Source organism: Stenotrophomonas sp. (assembly GCF_059505245.1).
In genome coordinates this window covers 97,649-117,422 of record NZ_JCACKF010000010.1, presented here as the reverse complement: position 1 = coordinate 117,422, position 19,774 = coordinate 97,649, and the positions used below count along the sequence as shown (strand labels likewise).

Here is a 19,774-nt window from a genome sequence, read left to right as displayed (position 1 = left end):
GCAACAGGCATGTACTGGCAAAACAATTGTTCCCCCAAGGCAAGGATGACCGGCCGGGGGGCAGAGCCCCTTCCTGCGGAACGGGATCCGACCCCGCGCGCAACCGGGGTCGGATCCCTTTGCAACGCAAAGGGCTCCGACCCCGAAGCCGGTTACAGCGTGGGCTCGATCAGTACGCCGCCATGCGCCACGCGGTCATAGCAGGCGCGCACCACGTCTTCCCCGTACTTCAGCTCGAGACGGCGCACGATGAAGTGGCCGCGCGCCATGTCCTGGTAGTAGTCGGTGAACATGGTATTCAGTGTTGCACCGGCGGCGGCACCGACGATCGGCACCGCCTGCGCAGCGAATTTCTCGGTAACCACCACGCCGAAGCGCGCCGCCACCTTTTCCACCATCTTCGCCAGCAGCTTGCCAGCTTCCTTTGGCGCCACGCCCAGGGTCAGGTCGCGGCCGGTCACCACGCGCCCGGCCAGCTCGGCCGACAGGTGGCGCATCACATCCGTGGTGAAGCCGCGGGCCAGGTAGTAGCCGGTCTCGCTGGCATCATCGCGCGGCGAGTTGCCGCCCAACGCGAACACCTCCAGGCACGCCTGGCGGGTGCTGAACTCGGACAGGTCGAAGCCCTCGCTGCGGGCCACGTCGGCCACCGCACGCATCATGATGGTGGTCGACACCGGCAGCTCGATGAACAAGGCCGCGAAGCCGAAGGCCCCACCGACCGCGCCCGAGGTGGCCGCCGCCAGTTTGTGCCAGCGGGTGGACGCCCCCTTGCCGGGGGTGTTGTCCATGCTCCACAGCGCGGCCTGCGCCGATTTGCTCAGCGCCGCCTGCACAGCACCGTGGATGCGGTTGGAGACCGAGCTGGGCAGCGCCTTCACCGCGAACTCCAGCGGCGTGCCGACCAGGTTGGCCATGCGCGCGGTCAGGGTCGGCGCTTCCAGCAGGGCCACCGCGCGCTGCAGGTCGGACCAGTCGCGGGCGTCATGGGCGATGTCGCGGGGGAGCAGGATCGGCTCGTTCATGGCGCCGATCTTAGCGCCAGGAAGTTGAACGGTTCGTCGCGGGGTACGACAGAGGGGTCAGAGCCCTTTCCGCAGGAAAGGGATCCGACCCCGGCGCCTTGCCGGCCAGCGGCCGGCACTACCCGTTGGCGTGTCATCCGATAGCGCCGGGCCATGCCCGGCGTCGTTGTTCAGGCAACCGGCAGCCCCGACAGCGCGCCCATGAACTGGCGGTAGTGGCGCAGCTCAGCGATCGAATCGTGCACGTCGCTCAGCGCGGTGTGGTTGCTGTTCTTGCCGACGCCAGCGGCCACGCTCGGCGCCCAGCGCTTGGCCAGTTCCTTCACCGTGGACACGTCCAGGTTGCGGTAGTGGAAGTACTTCTCCAGTCGCGGCATCTGGCGGTGCAGGAAGCGGCGATCCTGGCAGATCGAGTTGCCGCACATCGGCGACAGGCCGGCCGGGATCCACTGCGCCAGGAAGTTCACCGTCTGCGCCTCGGCCTGGCCCAGGGTGGTGGTGCTGTCCACCACGCGCTGCCACAGGCCCGAGCGGCGATGCTGGTTGCGGTTCCACTCGTCCATCGCTTCCAGCGTTTCCAGCGGGTGGTGGATGGCGAATTCCGGCCCTTCGGCCAGCACGTTGAGCTGGGCATCGGTGACCACGGTGGCGATCTCGATGATCGAATCGTTGTCGGTATCCAACCCGGTCATTTCCAGGTCGATCCAGATCAGTCGCTCGTTGGCCGCGCCGTTGTCCGCCATGTGTCGCCTCGTTGCTGGGCAGGCGCGCGGCCTGCCGGTGATGGAAAGAGGCGCCCATCATACCGGTTCGCCCCCTCAGGCCTCGCCGGCATGGTCTTCCAGCAGCAGCGGCGGCTTGCCACGCTTGGCACGGAAATAGTTGGTCAGGCGCATGCTGGCCTCCTTGGCCAGCACCCCACCGTGGATCTCCACCCGGTGGTTGTGGCGGGCATCGCCCAGCAGGTCGAACACGCTGCCGCAGGCGCCGGTCTTGGGGTCGCTGGCGCCGTAGACCAGGCGGGCAACGCGTGCATGCACGATGGCCATCGCGCACATCGCGCACGGTTCCAGGGTCACGTACAGGGTGCTGCCGAGCAGCCGATGATTGGCCAGCCGCGTGCCACCGGCCCGCATGGCCACGATCTCGGCATGCGCACTGGGATCGTGCGAAGCGATGTTGAGGTTCCAGCCCTCGCCCAGCAGCTGGCCATCGGCGCCCACCAGTACCGCACCAACGGGGATCTCGTCGTACTCGCGCTGCGCACGCTCGGCCAGCGCCAGCGCATGGCGCATCCAGTGTTCATCGGCGTCGTGCACCGGTACACCCAGGGCGTCGGTCATGGCGGTTCTCGCGTGTCTGCAGGGCCAGGATGGCCGCCGGGGCCGCATTGTACGCCCGCGGCCGTGCAGGCGCCGCTAACGCGCGTCGAAGCGCTCGCGGGCGGCGTCCAGCGCCGGGAAATTGTGCTCGGCCCAACGGTCCAGGGCGGACAGCGTGTCAACCAGTCCACGTGCGACCTCGGTCAGCCGGTATTCCACATGCAGTGGCTTGCTGCCCAGATCACACCGCTCGACCAGGCCGTTGCGCTCCAGCTGCCGCAGGGTCTGGGTCAACACCTTCTGCGAGATCCCTTCGATCTTCCTCAGCAGCGCGCCATTGCGTTGCGGGCCCTGCGCCAGCGCCGGCAACAGCAGCATCACCCACTTGCCGGAGATCAGCGCCAGCGCATCGCGTGCCGAGCAATCGGCGGCATAGACATCGCCCGGGTAGGCCATGGTTACCTCAAGGTGCGTAATTGCCGGGGCATACCGGCGCCGCGAGGATGGTCGCACACTCCTCGAACACCTCGCCCCATGCGCGCCCTGATCCTGCTTGCCCATCCCGAACCCCGCTCCTTCAACGCCCACCTGGCCGCACAGGCCGCCGAACAGCTGCGGCATGACGCGCTGCAGGTGGACGTGGTCGACCTGTATGCAGAGGGCTTCGATCCGCTGGAAGCGGCCCGCCATCATTCAAGTCGCTTGCAGCCCGGCCGTTTCGATGCCCAGCGCGAACAACGCCACGGCGCCGAACAGGGTCGGCTGCCCGCCGATGTGCAGCGCCATCTGCAGCTGCTGCAGGCCGCGGATCTGGTCATCCTGCAGTTCCCGCTGTGGTGGTTCGCGCCGCCGGCAATCCTCAAGGGCTGGCTGGATCGCGTGCTGGTTTACGGGCCGATGTACAACAGCCGCCTGCGCCACGAGCACGGCGCGATGCGCGGCAAGCGTGCGTTGCTGAGCGTCACCACCGGCTCATCGGCACGGGCCTGCGCCGTCGACGGCCGCGAGGGAGATACCCGGTTGTTGCTGTGGCCCTTGATGTACAGCCTGCGCTACGTCGGCTTCGACGTGCTGGAGCCGCATCTGGTGCATGGCGTGCGTTCCGGGCTGGCAGCGGAGCGCGTGCAGGCACACGACGAGGCATTGGCTGCAGCAACCCACTACTACCGCGAACGCCTGGCGCAATGGCCGCGGTGGCCCACCGTGCCCTTCAACGACAGCGGCGATTTCGAGGATGGCGTGGTGCTGCGCGCGGAGGCCACTGCCTACAGCCCCTTCATCCGCCATCGCAACACCGGATGAATCCACGCCTGCGCGCTGGGTCGGGACGCGCCATACTACGCGCTCTTTGCAAGCACCTTGGTGAACCCATGACCACCCTCCGTCCCTCGCGCGCCGACGACGGCGCCGCCCTCGTCGACCTCTGGCGCCGCGCCGTCGACGCCACCCACAACTTCCTCAGCGCCGACGACCGCCAGGCCATCGATGGCGAAGTCGCCGGCTTCCTGCCGCAGGCTCCGATGACCGTGGCCGTCGACGCTCAGGACCGCCCCCTTGGCTTCATGCTGATCGACGGCACGCACATGGAAGCGCTGTTCATCGATCCGGACGTACGCGGCACCGGTATCGGCCGGCAGTTGCTGCAGCACGCGCTGGCCCTGCATCCGCAGCTGAGTACCGACGTCAACGAACAGAACGCGCAGGCCGTCGGCTTCTACCAGCGCATGGGCTTCGTCGAAACCGGACGTTCACCGCTGGATTCGCAGGGCCGCCCGTATCCCCTGATCCATCTCCGGTACAACGGCTGACATTCGACGGATGTTCGAGGCCCGCCCCGATCATCAGGCCGTGGCCTCGAATGCCGGCGAGTACTGCACCTCTCCCTGCGCCATCGGTGGCCGCAGGCACAGCGCCTGGAAGTACTCTGGCGGCACACCCGGCAGCACCAGGCCCGGCTCGGCGCGGAATCCGAATCGACCGTAATACGCGGGTTCTCCCAGCAATACGCAGCCCTGTGCCCCCTGCTCACGCAATGCGCCGAGCGCCGCGTGCATCAGCGCCGCACCGATGCCCTGCCCCTGCCAGTCCGGCAGCACCGAGATTGGCCCGAGGCCGAACCAGCCGGTGCTGCCATCGCTGATCGTCACCGGCGACAGCGCGATGTGCCCGACGACCTGTCCGTCCTTCTCGGCGACCAGCGAAAGACTCAGCTCTCCACGCGAACGCAGCGCATCCACAATGAACTGCTCGGTGTGGCTGCTGTGCGGGGCTTCGCGGAAGGCCGCCTCGGTGAGTGCATGGATGACAGCGTGGTCTTCGCGGGTTTCAGAGCGGATCGTGCAGTTCAAGGACAACACCTTTGATGAAGTGATGGACATGTGAATGATCGATTCCGGTCACGGATTCAGCTGCGAACCTGCGTCGGCGTCAGAGCCAACGCGACGATCGGATGCCCTGTGCGGCAAGCGATCTGCCGGCGGCGCGCCCCGGGAGCGTCAAAAATCCGTCTCCAAGGGTGGCACAGGGCTCCCGGCACGCTCCATAATCGAGAAACCTGCCACCCAGGAAGGATAGACGGACATGGACGCACCATGCAGGATCGGGCCATGGGTGTAGCGCACCTCGCACACAGGGGACGGCCGCTGCTGGCAGTGCTCGCCCTCGTCCTGCTGGCGGCATGCTCGCCCTACGCCGATGCAGAGCGCGACGTCGCCGCGGGTGGACGCGGCCTGGCCAAACTCAACCCGGCGCCGAAGCAGGCCTATGAGCTGGTGCTGACAGTGAAGGATGCACCGGGCCCGTTCGCGGTTGTTGAGGGCGTGGCCCAGTATGACGTGAGCAACTACGGAGACTGCGGGAGGGTCATCTGGTCCACCGGCACGGCCAGCCGCATCACCAGCCAGGAACCGGTGGAACTGCGCAGGACGGGCGAGAACGAATACCGCGGTACGTTCTACCTCGACCGCATGCAGGACCAGGACTATTACGATCGCGGTACGTGCCACTGGACGCTGACCGGCGTTGGCGCGATGTTGCGTGCCACGACCGGCGAAGCTGATACGCGATTCCTGACGTTCATCGACAAGAAGCGCATGGACGCGGGATCGCCGTTGACTCTCTACTATCCGAAGACTGCTTATCCCCGCGCCGAGCTCGCTGCCAACTTCCCTGCCAGCGGCAAAGAAGAGCCGTCGGCCTACAAGGAGGAACTGCGCGACGCGCTGTTCTCGACCACAACCACTGTGCGGACGCTCGCGCCATGAGCTGCCAGTGCCACATTTCCCCCTACACACCAGGAGGCCGACATTGCGCCACAAGATGATTCCGTGCCTTGCTCTGCTTCTGTTGACCGCCTGCCATCCGGAGACCGCCATGAACCAGGAACGTGCCGCTGCTGAAGCCGATGTCGCCCAGGGTGGGCGCGGCCTCGCCAAGCTCAACCCCAGCCCGCGCAAGGCCTATGAACTGGTGCTGCGCCTGAAGGACGCCCCGGGCGATTTCGCGGTGGTCGAAGGTGTCGCGCAGTACGACGTCACCAACGAAGACCAGTGTGGCTATATCGAGCCGGCCACCGGCACGGCTGCACGGATTACCAGCCAGGAACCGGTGGAACTGCGCAAGGTCGCTGATGGCGAGTACCGGGGCACTGTATACATCGACCGCATGCTGGATGAGGATTACTACGGTCGCGGTGTCTGCAAGTGGGAGTTCACCGGTGCAGGCGCGATGCTGAAGGCGACGGGGGCCGAGGGCGAGACGCGTTTCCTTTCATTTATTGAAGCAGCGCCATTCGTGAAAGGCGAGACCGAGACTCGCCACTATCCTCGTTCGGACTATCCGCGCGTGAACGAGATTCCTGACTACGGCGCAAGCGGCCAAGAAGACCCCACCAAGTTCCGCCCTGAGCTGCAGAATTCGCTGTTCTCGGCTTCACTTGAAGCCAATGAGGTCCGCCAATGAGCCTCAGCAGCCAAGACTATGCGGGTATTTCCGACGACGTGTACAAGGACCGTGCGGTCGGTCGACGCGCTCCCGGCAAGGAAGAGCTCGTAGCGATCAACGGGCATGAGTACAAGATCCTCGAGCACGTTGATAATCGATTGAACGGTTATCAGGGAACGATCTACCAGCGAGTCGACACCAATGAAATTGTCGTCGCACATCGCGGCACCGAACAGATCGCCCGCGATGCGATCCTGACCGATGGTGGCATGGTTGTCGCCCGCACCAACGTCCAGGCACCGGACGCCATCGCGCTGACCCAACGCGCCCTGGCCTACGCCAAGAAGGAGGGGCAGGATCTCGGACAGCGCCCACCCGAAGTCACCGTCACCGGCCACTCTCTCGGTGGCGCGCTGGCCCAGATCACCTCGCACCATTTCAACGTCAAGGGCGAGACCTTCAACGCCTATGGCGCGGTCAGCCTCAGCTACCGCATCCCGGAAGGCGGCAACACCATGATCAACCATGTCATGGCCTCCGATCCGGTCAGCTCTGCCTCGCCGCACTTCGGCCAAGTGCGCATCTACGCCAAGCCGGATGAGATCAAGACACTCGCCGCAAACGGCTTCAGCAATCACTCGTTGCGCGCCCTTATCCCTGACCGGCCGATCATCGCCGCAGGCAGCTCGTTCGGCGCGCACAAGCTGGGCAACTTCCTCGGCGACGGCTCGGTGCTGAAACACCCGGAAACGCAGAAGCTGGCAAAAGACAACGCCAGGATGATCGAGGAGTACCGCGACGACGTTGAATCACTGCGCCGTGGTGTCACCCGCGCGGCGCGCGGCATTCCGGGCGGCGCCGTCGATCTGTACGACCATATCCGCGGCCCGCTGCAGCCCGGTGAGCCGGCACGCCGCGAAGCGGAGAAGAACGGCCATCACACCAGCATGTTGCGCATGGACGATGCCAACCACGTGGGCAACCCACTGTTCAACGACGCGATCCGTGGCGTGCACGCGCAGGACGTCCGCGTCGGCCGGGTACCAGACGTAATGAGCACGCAACTGGCCGGCAGCCTGGCCGCCGAAATGCATGCGGCGGGCGGCAAGCGCATCGACGAGGTGGTCATGAATGCCGATGCCTCGCGCAGCTTCGCCGTGCAGGGCCAGGGCGGTGACCCGGCCCACCTTCGCGTGTCAGTGGATACGGCGGTGGCGATGAACACACCGCTGGAACAGAGCAGCCAGCGCATCGACCAGCAGGCCGCAGGTCAGCGCCTTGCACTGGAGCGCGACCAGCAGCTGGAACAGCAGCAGAACCAGACCCGCAGCCTGCAGGCCTGATGGACAGCACGGGAGCCGGTCTTTCCGGCTCCCGTTGTACATCGGCACTCTGGTTCAGGGGCTGGAGGCCGCCACCGGCAGCGATGCTCCGGCCGTCACGAACAGATCCGGCCCGGAATCCGGGAATCCACCGCAGGCGCGATCGCCGGGCGCCACCGGATCACAGGGCCACTGCGCCCGCGCGACTTTGTCGCGCAGCTCGAAGCGATCGCCGGTCCAGACCACGAACGCGATGTGCTCGCGGTTCCAGTCACCGTAGGCGCGCGGACCACCCTTCTGCGCCGACTCCGGATACTGCACGAACCAGCGCATGGCCGGGCCATACTGCAACTTGCTGTGGTCCAGGCTGATCCGTCCCTCACGCGACAGCTGCCGCGCACGATCCGCTTCCGTCTGCTGCGGCATGACAGGCATGGCATCGGCGGTCACATCCCTCGGCGCCGCGTCCCCGCGGACCTGGTACACACGCTGGCCCACATAGGCCTCGCGGCAATCACCCGCTGGCACGCGGACCGGCTCCGCGCCGTACTCATCACGGTTGGCGACCTGGTCGCTGCAGGTGAACGGCGCCGACACCAGGTAGAACGTGCTGTCGGCGTCGCGCCCTTCCAACGAGCGCACCCAGATGTCGCCCATCCGCACGATGAAGTCCGGGCGCTGGCCGTAGCCCGGCACCGCCTTGAACCAGGCCTTCTGCCGCACCTCACGCTCGCGCCAGCTGCGCGGCAGGTGGATGTCCTGCTCGGGCAGCGCGACCAGCATCGCAGCCAGATGCGCCGGCATGGTGCCCTGGCAGGCGCCGATCAGCAGGTCGCCCTGGCTCGCCAGCCGCCCGGCCAGATCCACCGGGCAGCGGGCACCGAGCGCACGCTCGGTCGCCTGCTCGGGCGGCAACGGCACGATGGCCAATGCAGGCGGTGCCGGCGCTACCGCCGGGACCGCTGACTCGACGACTGTAGGCGGTGCAGCCACAGGCGCCGCCGCTGCGGGCGGAACGGGCGCAGGCGCCGGGTCCGCAGCCGGCGCCGGCTGCGTGTCCACCACCGGTGTCGCAGGGGGTGTCCCGGCAGCCGGTACTTCGGGAGCCGGCGCCGCGACAACGGCGTCGGCCGCCGCGGGCGCTGCAACGGGCGCCGCCCCTGCAGGCGCCTCAACGGTAGCCTCGGCAGCGGGGCGCGTCTCCACGACGGGCGCCGCTGCCTCCTGAGCTTGTGCCGACGCTGCGGCAAGTCCAAGTGACAGCAGCCAGAGCGGCGGCAGGCGACGCACGGGTGCATTGCAGCGGGCAGCGGCGTGGCGGGCATTCGGGGGAACGATTCGCATGTGGTGTCCTTACGGGTGGGTTTCCATGTCGGCGCCACAGGGCGCCACGCGTCGTACGTAAAGCGCCAGCGGGCACCCTGCCCGCCGGCATCGGTGTTACAGGGATCGAGAACGCTGCTCCTGCTCGCGGGCGAGCGCGGCCGCCGGGTCCTGCTGGGCGACATTGGCAGCCAATTGCTGGCTGCTCTGCGCCAGCGGCTGCTGCGCCGCCTGTTCGCGATCGACCGATGCGCGCAGCATGGCCGGATCGCCTAGCGCGCCCTGTACAGCAAACAGCGTGCGACCGTCATTACCCGCCAGGAGATGATCGATGCGCGACATCCCCGCCTTCTGCGCGCTCAGCGCCAGTGTGCCGGCGGCATTGTCCAGTTCCTGCACGCTGCGCAGACCGCTTTGCGGCCCCATCTGCTGCAGGTGCTGGCGCGCTCCCGAGAACAGCGTGTATCCCGGCTCGCCCGGTTGCGACATGTCGCGTCCCGTTGTGGGCTGGGCAGGCGCCCCCACTTCGCCACGCTCCAGGCGCGCCATCACATCGGGGGTCAGCTTCTGCTGCCACACGTCAAAACGCTGCTGGCGGGCTTCGATGCCGTTGAGCGCGCCATTCAGGGCACGCGTCGCTTCGCGCACGTCCTCGCGCGCCGCTTCCGGCACCCGCGTCTGCCACTGCCACACGGCAATACGGCCTGCGTGCTCGGGTTGCGCGGCCAGCTCCGGCTGATTCACTAGGTCCAGGTCCAGCGCCTTGCCGGCACGCTCGTAATTCTCCTTGCCGACCAGCGGCAGATAGCCACGGCCGTGATACTTCAGTGCATCACCGGGCGCGTCATTGCCCATGCGCCCGCCATACATCAGTTCGGCCAGGTTCTCCGGCCGCCCACGCAGCGCCTCCTGGCGGGCGCTCTCAAGCGCGCCATTGCCATTGCGCCACGCTGCTTCCACCGGGATCTGCGAGATGCCCCGGGTGAAGTTGAAACTCTCGTTGAGACGGCTCAAGCCACGGGATTCATGCCCGGCCTGCGCCATGAAGTTGGCCAGTTCCCGGGACGAAGTCATGCCGGCCTCCGTGGCCTGCCGCAACAGCAACGACTCCCTATCCTGCGACACGGTGAAACTCCTGCTCGATCATCGTTGGATACTCCCGCCTCCTCACGGGCATGGCACTCAGGGCAAGCTCACGTCGGCGACGACGGACGGATCGAAATCCTCGAACCGCACCCGGCCAAGCTCGGCCGCAGAGAAATCGCGCGTGTGGGTCGCTTCGGTTTCGGTGTCCACCACCTTGCGCTGCACGCCATGCACCCAGCACGCCTGCTCGGCAGGTGCATACCGGAAGGTGTAGACGCTGCTCCAGCGTTCGCGGCTGCCGCCGTTGGTGATCACGCTGAACGCGCCGTCTTCAATCGTCACGTAGGCGAAGGGGTCACCGGCAATGCCACCGCGCGTTGAGCACGGCACCAGCTTGTCGTTGCGTGCCGCCAGCTGCCAGCGGCCCGTGGCATCGCCCAGCAGCAACAGCAGGACCCGGTTCGGTCCGTGCTCGCCGGGCAGCAAGCCCTCCGGAGGAGGTTGGTCGATCACCAGCAGCTGGTCCTGGAAACCATTACCGGTCAGATCGCCGCGTACGGCTTCCAGCAGGTTCGCGCCGGACGGAACGAACGCCAGGGCATTGTCCATGTGCGTGCCACTCCCCTTCTCCATCCCCTGCAACTCCTTCAATCCCGTCTTGCCAGTTCCCGAGCGGAGGCCGGAAACGGGGCGATGCCTCGCACGTGCCCTGCGGCCGCCATGGCGGATGATAGCCCCGAGCCCACGGCAACCGCGATGGTGGCAAGCGTCACCCGCACCGCGGGGGGACACAGTCCTCATGGACGGAAAAGCTCCTGTGTTCGATGGCACCGGCGCGTCGGGATTTTGACGCGCACGCAGCTTACTTCGAGGAGGCAGCGCTCGTCGAAGGGTGCTTGGGATGAAAAGCGCACTTGATCACATAAAATCGGGATTGGCGCTGATGGATCCCGATTCCGGATACACCATCCATACGATCAGCACTCCGCAATTGTTCGTGCGGGCCCGGCGAAGTGGGTCACGGCTCGGCGCACGCTACCATCGCCGCATGGGCTCCCAGCAGCCCACCCGCCGCGGGGCCCAAAGCGCGAGCCTCACCTGTCGCAACGCCACTCAATAGCGATCAAACACCGGCTGCGTGCAATCCGCATAGACTTCATCGCATGCGCCCGGTTGATCGTTCCTGCACAGTGACCGCGCCGTCTCAAGTGCAGCTTCCGGCGTGGGTCCCGATCCAATACCAGATTGCCCCCGTCCCGAACGGCCAGCAGGGATGGCCCATGAGACGCACTGGTTGAAGTACGTCATGTTGAGCGAGCAATCAGGAGCTCCGCTGATACCACACTTGGACAGCGCCTCCTTCTCAGCGGCTCGCCGGGATCTCATCCCGGTTGAAACACCGGCCTCGGACGTGGCCTTCGAGACCGCAATCGCGCCCCAGGTTTTCACCCATTCCCCAGCGGGCGCGGGTGCCGGCGCGGACGGAGTCATGGAAGTTCCACTAGATCCGGGAATTGGTGCACACCCCTGAACACCCTGGCCGCCAATGGGGTACATCCCTGGCGGACAGTTGCCTTCTGCGTGCGCGGAACTGATGCCTCCAACAAACCCGGCGGCAGCAGCAACCAACACCCCGGCCAGACCGCATTTCATCATCCCAACCTCCTGATTCAGTGATCCTTGCGCCTTCCCCGAGGATGGCGCCGCGGATGCGACTCCCGGATTAAAACAGGTCGCAGAAGGCTTGTAGCCCTGCTCCTTCAGCTGCCCGCCTTTTGATGGCGACAGCTATCGCCTGCCACTCACTGGACTCGTTTGATTTGGACATGTGAAATTTGGCAACGGCTCACCATCCACTCAACCCTTCGCCCAGCGGTTCCGGAGGCACAGCTGAGAGGCGGCAACATCAATACGCCTTGAAGATCGGCTTTGTGCAATCCGTATAGAAAACCTCGCATGCCCCGGCTTGGTCATTTGTGCAGCCTTTCTGAGCTTCGCGCTCTGCCACGTCGAGTGTCGGTCCGCGTCCAATACCAGATCCACCCTGACCTGTCCGGCCGCTGGGAACTACCCATGCCGCACACTGATTGAAGTAGGCAAGCATAACCTTGCAATCGTTCGCACCCGCGGAAGCACACTTGCCAAGGGCTTCCTGCTCCGCTCCACTCTTCCTTCGCTGCCCTGTCGACACACCTGCATGCGACGTTCGCTTGGATGTGGCAATTGCACCCCAGGTGGTGATCCATTCTCCAGACGGTTGTGGCGGCGAGACGGGAGCGGTCAACCCGCCTTTGTTTGCTCCCGGGATAGGTGCACAGCCCTGTACTCCCTGCCCTCCGATCGGATACATAGCAGGGGGACAGTTGCCCTCCGCACTTGCGGACGAGAATACTAGCGAGAGCATTGCTGCTACGACCATTTGCATCGAACGACTAGTCATTTTCACTCACTCGCGTCCGATCCAATTTGCAACCATCTGCGAACACGTATGAAGTCTCCGGGGCACACTGGAAAAAGTCCAAGCCATATCAGACGCTGTCACGCATAGCGCCCTTTTCTGACGTGGCATGCGTACCTGTTGACAGATATCATGCGGAACTTGGCGATCAGCGATACGCCCTGAATTCCGACATGCTGCAGGCCGAGTAGGCCACTTCACACGCTCCCCCATCATTCACAGAGGCGCATTCCTTCAACGCGAGCGATTGAGCTTCGTCAAGTGTTTCAGCGCTGGCAACGATTGAATTTCCGGCAGCCTGTCCGCCCGAGCGGGGCGACGGATCGGCGATTGCGGCGCATTGATCGTGATAGCTCAAACGAATCTGACACTTGCTCCCTCCTCGCCGGACACATCTGTCGATCGCCGCCGCTTCCGCAGCTCACTTCGATTTCTGGGATACAAGGTCGGCACGGCGCTACCACCTATCTGCGAATATGCCATGAAGGTACCCAGGGTGCCCTGGAAGAACATCGCAGCCATTGGGGGCGCAGTCAGTGCGCACGATGATTCGTTCCTGCAGCTCCCTTGCGCGGCCCCCGTAGCCTCTGCGTCAGACTGGATCCATGCCAGACAGGAAGTACGTGCTTCCCCCGCTCAGGGTGATCCACAAAGCGTACCAATTGAAGAAAGTCATGCCGCCGCTGTGATCACGCGCCCAAAAGCGGCGCATTCTTACACAGCTTCCCGTTCTGGGCCCTTCTTTTAGCGGCATCTCATGGAAACGCTGGCATTCGAGGTACTGACAAGAGCGCAACCCCACTCACGCTAATCTGACGATCAATTCCCAATTTTTCTGCTGACCTATCTGAGGCCTTATCAATACTTCCGGAAGACGGGCAAGGAGCATTCGGAATAGACGACGGCGCACTTTCCGCCTCCGGTATCCCGACAATGACCAATCGCATTTCTAGCGACGGTCTCTGCGTCCACCGCCGTATCCAGGGAGCCCTGCCCCTTTCCTGAGGACGGCACAGCGAATGCAACGCATTGGTTGTAATAGGTAACCGAAGACTTGCAGTCCTTTGCACCCTCTGCGGCACACTTCTTGATCGCCGCAGCCACCGCGCGCCGCTCGCTGGACTCATTGGCTGCGGTACCGACGAGATTTGACGTAGGCGACTCAGCCACGGCTCCCCATCTCGTCAACCACTCCCCCAACGGCTGAGCAGGAGCGGGAGCAGAGGCTGAAGCCGTTCCACCAACTGCACCAGGAATTGGCGCACAACCCTGGACACCCTGCCCACCGATCGGATACGACCCCGGGGGGCAGCCACCCTCTCCTGATGCGGAGTGTACGCATAACAACAATACAACGAGAACTGTGTAGGTCAAAGTCGTTCGCATCATGGCCTCCAATTCCCGAAGAGTTACGAATTCATTGTTCCAGCATTGCCGCGCTGCCCACTCTGAATCGGAGATTCAGTGGTCGCACCTCCAAATCTAGGCGTTGCATCTTGAACCGGAACCTGACTTGAGGCCCTCGAATTGGTGGGAACCGGAGGCATATACACCCCCCCGCTCAATCCACTAGAACCCGGCGGCTGCCCATTCGGACCCGGCGAGGTCGGCACGGCGCTACCACCTATCTGCGAATATGCCATGAAGGTACCCAGGGTGCCCTGGAAGAACATCGCAGCCATTGGGGGCGCAGTCAGGATCAGCGTCGTCAGGATCAGGCCCATGCCGCCCTGCTGCAGCGCCTTGCTGCTCATGCCCTCGGTCAGGTTCGACCCCAGCAATGCACCCAGCGCAGACGCGCCCCAGAACGAAGCCGTCACGCGCGCCACCATTTCCATGTCAATGCCGGTCATCGCAGCCGGCACCGCCATTGAGAACACGGTGCCGATGCCATAGAACAACCCGCGTTGGAAGATGGACTTTGTCTGCTCAAACAGCAGGCGGAGGATGAACAGCGGACCTAAACCAATGAGCAATGACATTGCGATCTCGTACAGCAACAGCATGCGCCTGCTGTATCGGCCGGTCCACCGTTACGAAGCCGATGATCTGTCCGCGACACGCGCTGACCTCGTCTGAGTACATCTCCAACAACTTCCGCTGGCTCACCGAAGTGATTGCGAACTCAATATAGTAGAGCCTCAGCCATCAAATCATCCGCACACAAACCTGTCTTCTCCCCGAAGCACGAGATCTGACGCTTCATATGTAGAGTCCCGAGGTCCTCAGAACAGATTCAATTCTACTGTTTCAGTAAGTCCTGAATATGGGCTTTGTGCAGTCAGTGTAAAAGACCTTGCAGGCCCCAGCTTCGTCATTTGTGCAGCCCTTCTGCGCCTCCTGCTCCGCCAGCTCAAGTGTTGGCCCTCTTCCTATGCCAGATCCTCCCCGCCCCGTCTGTCCACTTGGCACCACCCACGCGGCACATTGATTGAAGTAGGCAAGCACCACTTGACAGTCCTTTGCACCCGCCGAGGAACATTTGCCAAGCGCCTCTTTTTCCGCGCCACTTTTCTTTCGCTGACCAGTGGATACACCAGCATCGGAAGTGCGCTTGGAGGTGGCAATCGCTCCCCAAGTGGTGATCCACTCACCGGAAGGTTGAGGCGGTGAAACAGGGGCGGTTGTACCACCGCCACTTGCCCCGGGAATCGGCGCACAACCCTGCACCCCTTGGCCACCTATAGGATAGAAGCCAGGCGGACAATTCCCCTCCGCCAAGGCGGAATCAATGCTCCAAGCAGTTCCAACCATCAGGACCATCAATGCAGGCAACACGGATTTCATGAGGACGGGATTCCATTGACGACAATTTTGGTCAATCAAGTGTTGCCGGAGGGAGCATTGCCCCGCAAACCTGGGCCTGAAGTAGATTGCACTTCGCCCTGACCTTGGAGCCTAGGTGTCGCACTCTGGTTGGCCAACACACCGGTACTTGAGTTCGAAGCTGGCGCCGGAGGCGTAAACATACCACCCGATCCACTAGAACCCGGCGGCTGCCCATTCGGACCCGGCGAGGTCGGCACGGCGCTACCACCTATCTGCGAATATGCCATGAAGGTACCCAGGGTGCCCTGGAAGAACATCGCAGCCATTGGGGGCGCAGTCAGGATCAGCGTCGTCAGGATCAGGCCCATGCCGCCCTGCTGCAGCGCCATGCTGCTCATGCCCTCGGTCAGGTTCGACCCCAGCAGTGCACCCAGCGCAGACGCGCCCCAGAACGAAGCCGCCACGCGCGCCACCATTTCCATGGCAATGCCGGTCATCGCAGCCAGCACCGCCATTGAGAACATGGTGCCGATGCCATAGAACAACCATCGTTGGAACAGGGACTTTGTCTGCTCAAACAGCAGGCAGAGGATGAACAGCGGACCAAAACCAATGAACAATGACATTGCGATCTGGTACAGCAATAGCATGGCGCCCGCCGTAACGGCCGGTCCGCCGGTGCCCAGCCCAATGAACCACATCGCACGGGTCTTTGCGCTATCCAGCGTTACGTCGCCGGCAACATCCAGCACACTCACCGACGTGAGCGCCAACTGCATATAACCCAGGTTCTTATCAATCAATTCCTCGGCAGTCGACTTCTTTCCGGTCACGATATAGGTGATCTGGTCCTGAACATCGCCAGTCAGGAAGTTCTGCAGCTTGGTCCCAAACATGGCCATCGACGTAGCGACCGTAACGATCAGTGCCGCCCGTGCCATGTTCGTCATCAACGCAGCCATCGAGTCACGGCTTCGCCCAGTCACGATGCGGAAGCCCTGGATGAGCACCCACAGCGTCATCAGCACCAGGGCCATCGTGCCGACCCAGGTCATCATCCGGCTCAGGATACCGTTGCCGAAATTGGTGATCTCTTCGCGCAGATATTCCAGGATCAGCCGGAAGAAGACGAAGTCGCCCACGGAGGCGAACAACGTGCCGTGCAACAGATCATTGAACACCATACCGTGCATCATTCCCTGACTCATCACATCACCCGCCCCGCGTCGGGGCCCTGCTGGAGTGCGTTGCGCACGTGATTCACTTGGTGGAGAGCGCGGCCTTCAGCGCGCCGGCCTTGATGACACTTCCAATCGGGTTGCGCTCGCCCCGCAACGCACGCTCGGCCAGATTCTTCTGCCGCCCCTGCAAGGCAGCGATCTGCTGGTCGTAGACCTTGATGGTGGTCTCCCACTTCTTGAAGGCCTTCTCAAGCTCGACCGAGGTTGCCGTATTGTTGGAGATATCCTCCTGCAGTGCGCCTTCATTCTTGAACGCGTTGCGGATCCGACGCAGCTGCTGAAGCATCTGCTCCATCGCCGGCATGGACATCTGCACGACCTCGACAGTCTCGTTGTACTTCTTGTTCTCAAGCACCTGGATGTAAGAGCAGATCGCACGCTGCTGCGCGCCGATGTCACCGCCCGGGCTCATGTTCAACACTGCCATCAGACCATTCATGCTGATCATGGAATCGCCGCCGCACTTCTCGGCCACGTTCCAGTTCTCGGGAATCTTCGTCAGCGCAGGAGTCGGCGGCATCAGGGGGGAAGCAATGATCTGGGTCCAGTTCTGGAGCTTGGACATCCAGTTGTCGATGGTCTTGGAGTACTGCTGAGCCGTTTCACTCCAACGCTGCGCAGTCTGAAGATATTCCTGACCGGCCTTCATCTCCTGCATGAAATTCATGATCCAGTTGAATGGGTCATAGACCGTCATCGCCTGCGCGGGACTGGTGCCTGTACTGATGGTCATGCCCAGGGTCAACACTGCGGCCATCATCGGCGCGAAGCGCCTGCGTCGCACCGGAGTGCGGCGGAGTTCAGTTGTCATGGGGGTTTCCTTGTTCGTCTGAGCGAGCGTCTTCATGCCGTCTCCTCCTGCTCGGCCCGCTTCCCGGACCCTTTTCGATGTTTGTAGAAGTCTTCCAGCCACTGCTCCGGCGTGAGCTCGTCCACGGTGATCCGGTTGCGGACTGCAGCGGTCTGCAACACGCGATGCATGATGTCGATGTTGTCGGTCGAGGCCGAGATCACCGACAGGATGTCGTCCATGCCACGCAGGTTGAGCTGGCAGACGCTGGACGCATGGCCCTGCTTGACCAAGAAGCAGCGCGAGCGCTCGTCGAGCGCGGTAACCACCTTGAACTCGGCCTCGGTCAGCTTCAGGCCATCCATGTAATCGCTCTTGCTGGCATTCGGGTTCGGCAGCAGGATCAGGGTGGCGGTCTGTTCGATCAGGGCGGCGGAGATATCACTCTTCAGTGCATCTTCCGGGCTCTGCGTTGCGAAGATGCCCAGACCATTCTGCTTACGGATGGTCTTCTGCTTGTTCTTCGCGAATTCCTTCAAGCCACCCTCGCCGTCCAGGATCTTCCAGAACTCGTCCATCACGTAGATCAGCGGACGACCATCGATCAACGATTCCAGGCGGTGCAGCAGGTAATTGATGACCGGCACGCGCACTTCGGGATTGTCGATGATGTCGGTGTAGTCGAAGCCGATGATATTGGCCTTGCTCAGATCAACGGTGTCGACCGGATTGTCGAATACCCAGCCCAGCGAATTGCCCGAGGTCCAGCGGCGCATGCGCGCGTAGAGCCCATCGTCGCCCATGTTGGGCAGGCTCTTCTGGAAGTTGGTCATGCTGCGCAGGTGCATCGGCGTATCAAGCATGCTTTCCACTGCGCGGTAGATGTCCTCCTCCTCGCGCGCACTGTATTCACGCTTGCCGGCCAGCACCTTGATCAGGTCGGCCAGAAACTGCACGTTGGCTTCATTGTTCTCGCATTGGAACGGGTTGAACCCGGTCGGCGCGCCGTTCTCCAGGGCCAGATAGTTACCACCGCAGGCGCGGACGAAAATCTCAGCGCCACGGTCCTTGTCGAAGAAGAAGATGGTCGGTGACGGCTCGTACTTCTGAACCTGGCTGAGCAGGAAGTTGATCAGCGCAGTCTTACCGGTACCGGACTTGCCGATCACCATGGTATTGGCGATCGCCTTCTCGCCCAGCGAATTCTCCGACGGATGGGTCGCGTGGAAATTGAAGTAGTACGGCTGGCCGTTCGTGGTCTGCAGTGTGGTGACGCAGTCGCCCCACGGGTTGTTGTGCTGCTTGCCGGTCGCGAAGTTGTGCAGCGGCGACAGGCCCAGGAAATTCAGCGAGCTGACGTTGGCGAGGCGGGTGCGGTAGCGCCAGTTGGCCGGCAATTGCGAATAGAAGGACGAGGTAACCGCCAGGTCTTCCTTGGTCGACACAAAACCGGCATTGGACAGCTCGGCGCGTGTCGTGGCCACGTTCTGCGACAGCTTGGCCTGGCTGTCGCCGTAGACCGTCATGATGAAGTGGTACTCGCCCAGCACGAAATTACCCGACGACAGCTGATCCATCGCCTGGTCCAGCTCGACGATCTGGCTGACTGCCTTGTCACCGGAGGAGATCATCATGCCCTTGGTGCGGTCGAGCACCTTGAGCGCGTCCTGACGCCCCATCGGGCTGAACGAATGGGTGATGACGTACTCGTAGTCCAGGTACTTCAGGCCGTTGAGGATGCCCGGGTAAGTTCCTTCGGCATACTCCTTGATGTTCAGGATGGCGCCGAAGTGGTTGGCACCATTAGGGGTGTTGATGACGAAGTCACCGGTTTTGGCCGAGAACATGTGCCGGCTGACCGGCAGGTAGTCCTTGATCGGTGCCGACAGCACCGGGACCGGCTCGTCGATGCGATTGATCAGGTAGCCGAACAGCTCCAGCGTTTCAGAGAACACCACGCCGTTCTTGGCCTCGTACATGCCCAGGCGATACGGTGCGTAATCGCGGATCACTGCCTCGACGTTGCCGGCCAGTTCCATCAGCTTCTCGATGGCCTGCTCCTGCTCGGCCTGCAAGCGCTCGACATTCGCCGACCTTTCCACGAAGCGTTTCCCGGCCACGACCGGGCGGTAGATCATGGTGAGGTACAGCTCGTTCTGCATGATGCGCTGGGCGGACAGCATGCCCATGTACTGGTCGGATACATCCTGATTGAAGCGCTGGCTGTAGTGGCTCTTGCCTTTCAACGTACGGCGACGGCGAATGTCGTGCACCCAGAAGGCGACATTGACGAAATCCGGTGCCCTCAGCGTCTGCAGCAGGCGGTTGAACGTATTGTGCCGGTGCTCCAGCTCCCATTCCTCGCGACCAACGAACGGCAGTCCTTCCAGGTACCACGTCAACAGGTAGTCGCCGCCCGTGGTCTTGACCACGTTCGGGGCGACATGCGTCGACAGGGGAATGAACTCACTGATGGAGGTGTCAGGGCTGAACATA

The 19,774-nt window shown here is 63.3% G+C and carries 21 protein-coding genes and 2 pseudogenes; 5 read left to right on the top strand and 18 right to left on the bottom strand.

Annotated features, from left to right (window positions below):
- Window positions 1-152: 152 nt before the first annotated feature.
- The 4 genes from AC5JLE_RS03715 to AC5JLE_RS03700 all read right to left on the bottom strand — a co-directional run bounded on the left by AC5JLE_RS03715 (window position 153) and on the right by AC5JLE_RS03700 (window position 2,803).
- A complete protein-coding gene (locus AC5JLE_RS03715; RefSeq protein WP_049441668.1) occupies window positions 153-1,025 on the bottom strand; it encodes an EcsC family protein in 873 nt (290 codons plus the stop codon).
- Window positions 1,026-1,195: 170 nt separating this feature from the next.
- Entirely contained in the window at window positions 1,196-1,768 is a 573-nt protein-coding gene (gene orn, locus AC5JLE_RS03710; RefSeq protein ID WP_014647557.1) for an oligoribonuclease, read from the bottom strand.
- 75 nt (window positions 1,769-1,843) lie between these two features.
- Window positions 1,844-2,368, bottom strand: coding sequence for a tRNA adenosine(34) deaminase TadA (gene tadA / locus AC5JLE_RS03705; protein WP_014647558.1), 525 nt, complete (start codon window positions 2,366-2,368; stop codon window positions 1,844-1,846).
- Window positions 2,369-2,443: 75 nt separating this feature from the next.
- Complete coding sequence (locus AC5JLE_RS03700; protein WP_126411094.1) at window positions 2,444-2,803, bottom strand: winged helix-turn-helix transcriptional regulator; 360 nt, start codon at window positions 2,801-2,803, stop codon at window positions 2,444-2,446.
- 78 nt (window positions 2,804-2,881) lie between these two features.
- On the opposite strand from AC5JLE_RS03700, the gene AC5JLE_RS03695 reads away from it, so the two are divergent.
- Window positions 2,882-3,649: an NAD(P)H-dependent oxidoreductase gene (locus AC5JLE_RS03695; RefSeq protein WP_069118271.1), complete on the top strand. Its 768-nt coding sequence runs from the start codon at window positions 2,882-2,884 to the stop codon at window positions 3,647-3,649.
- A gap of 68 nt (window positions 3,650-3,717) precedes the next feature.
- Window positions 3,718-4,155, top strand: coding sequence for an acetyltransferase (locus tag AC5JLE_RS03690; RefSeq protein WP_014647561.1), 438 nt, complete (start codon window positions 3,718-3,720; stop codon window positions 4,153-4,155).
- A 33-nt stretch (window positions 4,156-4,188) separates the two neighbouring features.
- Here AC5JLE_RS03690 and AC5JLE_RS03685 read toward each other — a convergent pair whose 3' ends face one another.
- Window positions 4,189-4,695, bottom strand: coding sequence for a GNAT family N-acetyltransferase (locus AC5JLE_RS03685; protein ID WP_262217547.1), 507 nt, complete (start codon window positions 4,693-4,695; stop codon window positions 4,189-4,191).
- Window positions 4,696-4,953: 258 nt separating this feature from the next.
- Here AC5JLE_RS03685 and AC5JLE_RS03680 point away from each other — a divergent pair, with 258 nt between their 5' ends.
- Genes AC5JLE_RS03680 through AC5JLE_RS03670 form a run of 3 tightly spaced genes read left to right on the top strand, consistent with a single transcriptional unit; the run spans window position 4,954 to window position 7,632 of the window.
- Window positions 4,954-5,610 carry a hypothetical protein gene (locus AC5JLE_RS03680; RefSeq protein WP_262217548.1) on the top strand — a complete coding sequence of 219 codons (657 nt, stop codon included), beginning with the start codon at window positions 4,954-4,956 and terminating at the stop codon, window positions 5,608-5,610.
- Window positions 5,611-5,653: 43 nt separating this feature from the next.
- A complete protein-coding gene (locus AC5JLE_RS03675; RefSeq protein ID WP_014647564.1) occupies window positions 5,654-6,307 on the top strand; it encodes a hypothetical protein in 654 nt (217 codons plus the stop codon).
- A complete protein-coding gene (locus tag AC5JLE_RS03670; RefSeq protein WP_197574413.1) occupies window positions 6,304-7,632 on the top strand; it encodes an XVIPCD domain-containing protein in 1,329 nt (442 codons plus the stop codon). The genes AC5JLE_RS03675 and AC5JLE_RS03670 overlap by 4 nt, the downstream gene beginning before the upstream one ends.
- Before the next feature lie 54 nt (window positions 7,633-7,686).
- Here AC5JLE_RS03670 and AC5JLE_RS03665 read toward each other — a convergent pair whose 3' ends face one another.
- From AC5JLE_RS03665 to AC5JLE_RS03605, 13 genes and pseudogenes are all read right to left on the bottom strand, one after another.
- Complete coding sequence (locus AC5JLE_RS03665; protein WP_496065049.1) at window positions 7,687-8,955, bottom strand: hypothetical protein; 1,269 nt, start codon at window positions 8,953-8,955, stop codon at window positions 7,687-7,689.
- 96 nt (window positions 8,956-9,051) lie between these two features.
- Entirely contained in the window at window positions 9,052-10,059 is a 1,008-nt protein-coding gene (locus AC5JLE_RS03660) for an XVIPCD domain-containing protein (protein ID WP_321210784.1), read from the bottom strand.
- Window positions 10,060-10,116: 57 nt separating this feature from the next.
- Window positions 10,117-10,653 carry a hypothetical protein gene (locus AC5JLE_RS03655; protein ID WP_049408130.1) on the bottom strand — a complete coding sequence of 179 codons (537 nt, stop codon included), beginning with the start codon at window positions 10,651-10,653 and terminating at the stop codon, window positions 10,117-10,119.
- 480 nt (window positions 10,654-11,133) lie between these two features.
- Window positions 11,134-11,511 (bottom strand): DUF4189 domain-containing protein, encoded by a 378-nt coding sequence (locus AC5JLE_RS03650; protein ID WP_258010630.1) that lies wholly within the window; start codon window positions 11,509-11,511, stop codon window positions 11,134-11,136.
- Window positions 11,512-11,926: 415 nt separating this feature from the next.
- Window positions 11,927-12,370, bottom strand: a complete 444-nt coding sequence (locus AC5JLE_RS03645; RefSeq protein ID WP_241884532.1) for a DUF4189 domain-containing protein — start codon at window positions 12,368-12,370, stop codon at window positions 11,927-11,929.
- A 256-nt stretch (window positions 12,371-12,626) separates the two neighbouring features.
- Window positions 12,627-12,887: pseudogene (locus AC5JLE_RS03640) on the bottom strand (DUF4189 domain-containing protein); the annotation flags it as partial.
- A gap of 38 nt (window positions 12,888-12,925) precedes the next feature.
- Window positions 12,926-13,015, bottom strand: a pseudogene (locus tag AC5JLE_RS03635) (type IV secretion system protein); the annotation flags it as partial.
- Between the two features lie 321 nt (window positions 13,016-13,336).
- Complete coding sequence (locus AC5JLE_RS03630) at window positions 13,337-13,864, bottom strand: DUF4189 domain-containing protein (RefSeq protein ID WP_423172721.1); 528 nt, start codon at window positions 13,862-13,864, stop codon at window positions 13,337-13,339.
- 23 nt (window positions 13,865-13,887) lie between these two features.
- Entirely contained in the window at window positions 13,888-14,484 is a 597-nt protein-coding gene (locus AC5JLE_RS03625) for a type IV secretion system protein (RefSeq protein WP_496065048.1), read from the bottom strand.
- Between the two features lie 244 nt (window positions 14,485-14,728).
- Window positions 14,729-15,232 (bottom strand): DUF4189 domain-containing protein, encoded by a 504-nt coding sequence (locus AC5JLE_RS03620; protein ID WP_080281910.1) that lies wholly within the window; start codon window positions 15,230-15,232, stop codon window positions 14,729-14,731.
- 68 nt (window positions 15,233-15,300) lie between these two features.
- On the bottom strand, window positions 15,301-16,431 hold the full coding sequence (locus tag AC5JLE_RS03615; RefSeq protein WP_241884533.1) for a TrbL/VirB6 family protein: 1,131 nt from the start codon (window positions 16,429-16,431) through the stop codon (window positions 15,301-15,303).
- 76 nt (window positions 16,432-16,507) lie between these two features.
- Window positions 16,508-17,335, bottom strand: coding sequence for a hypothetical protein (locus AC5JLE_RS03610; protein WP_236636397.1), 828 nt, complete (start codon window positions 17,333-17,335; stop codon window positions 16,508-16,510).
- Entirely contained in the window at window positions 17,332-19,773 is a 2,442-nt protein-coding gene (locus AC5JLE_RS03605; RefSeq protein WP_241884534.1) for a VirB4 family type IV secretion/conjugal transfer ATPase, read from the bottom strand. The genes AC5JLE_RS03610 and AC5JLE_RS03605 overlap by 4 nt, the downstream gene beginning before the upstream one ends.
- Window position 19,774 lies beyond the last annotated feature (1 nt).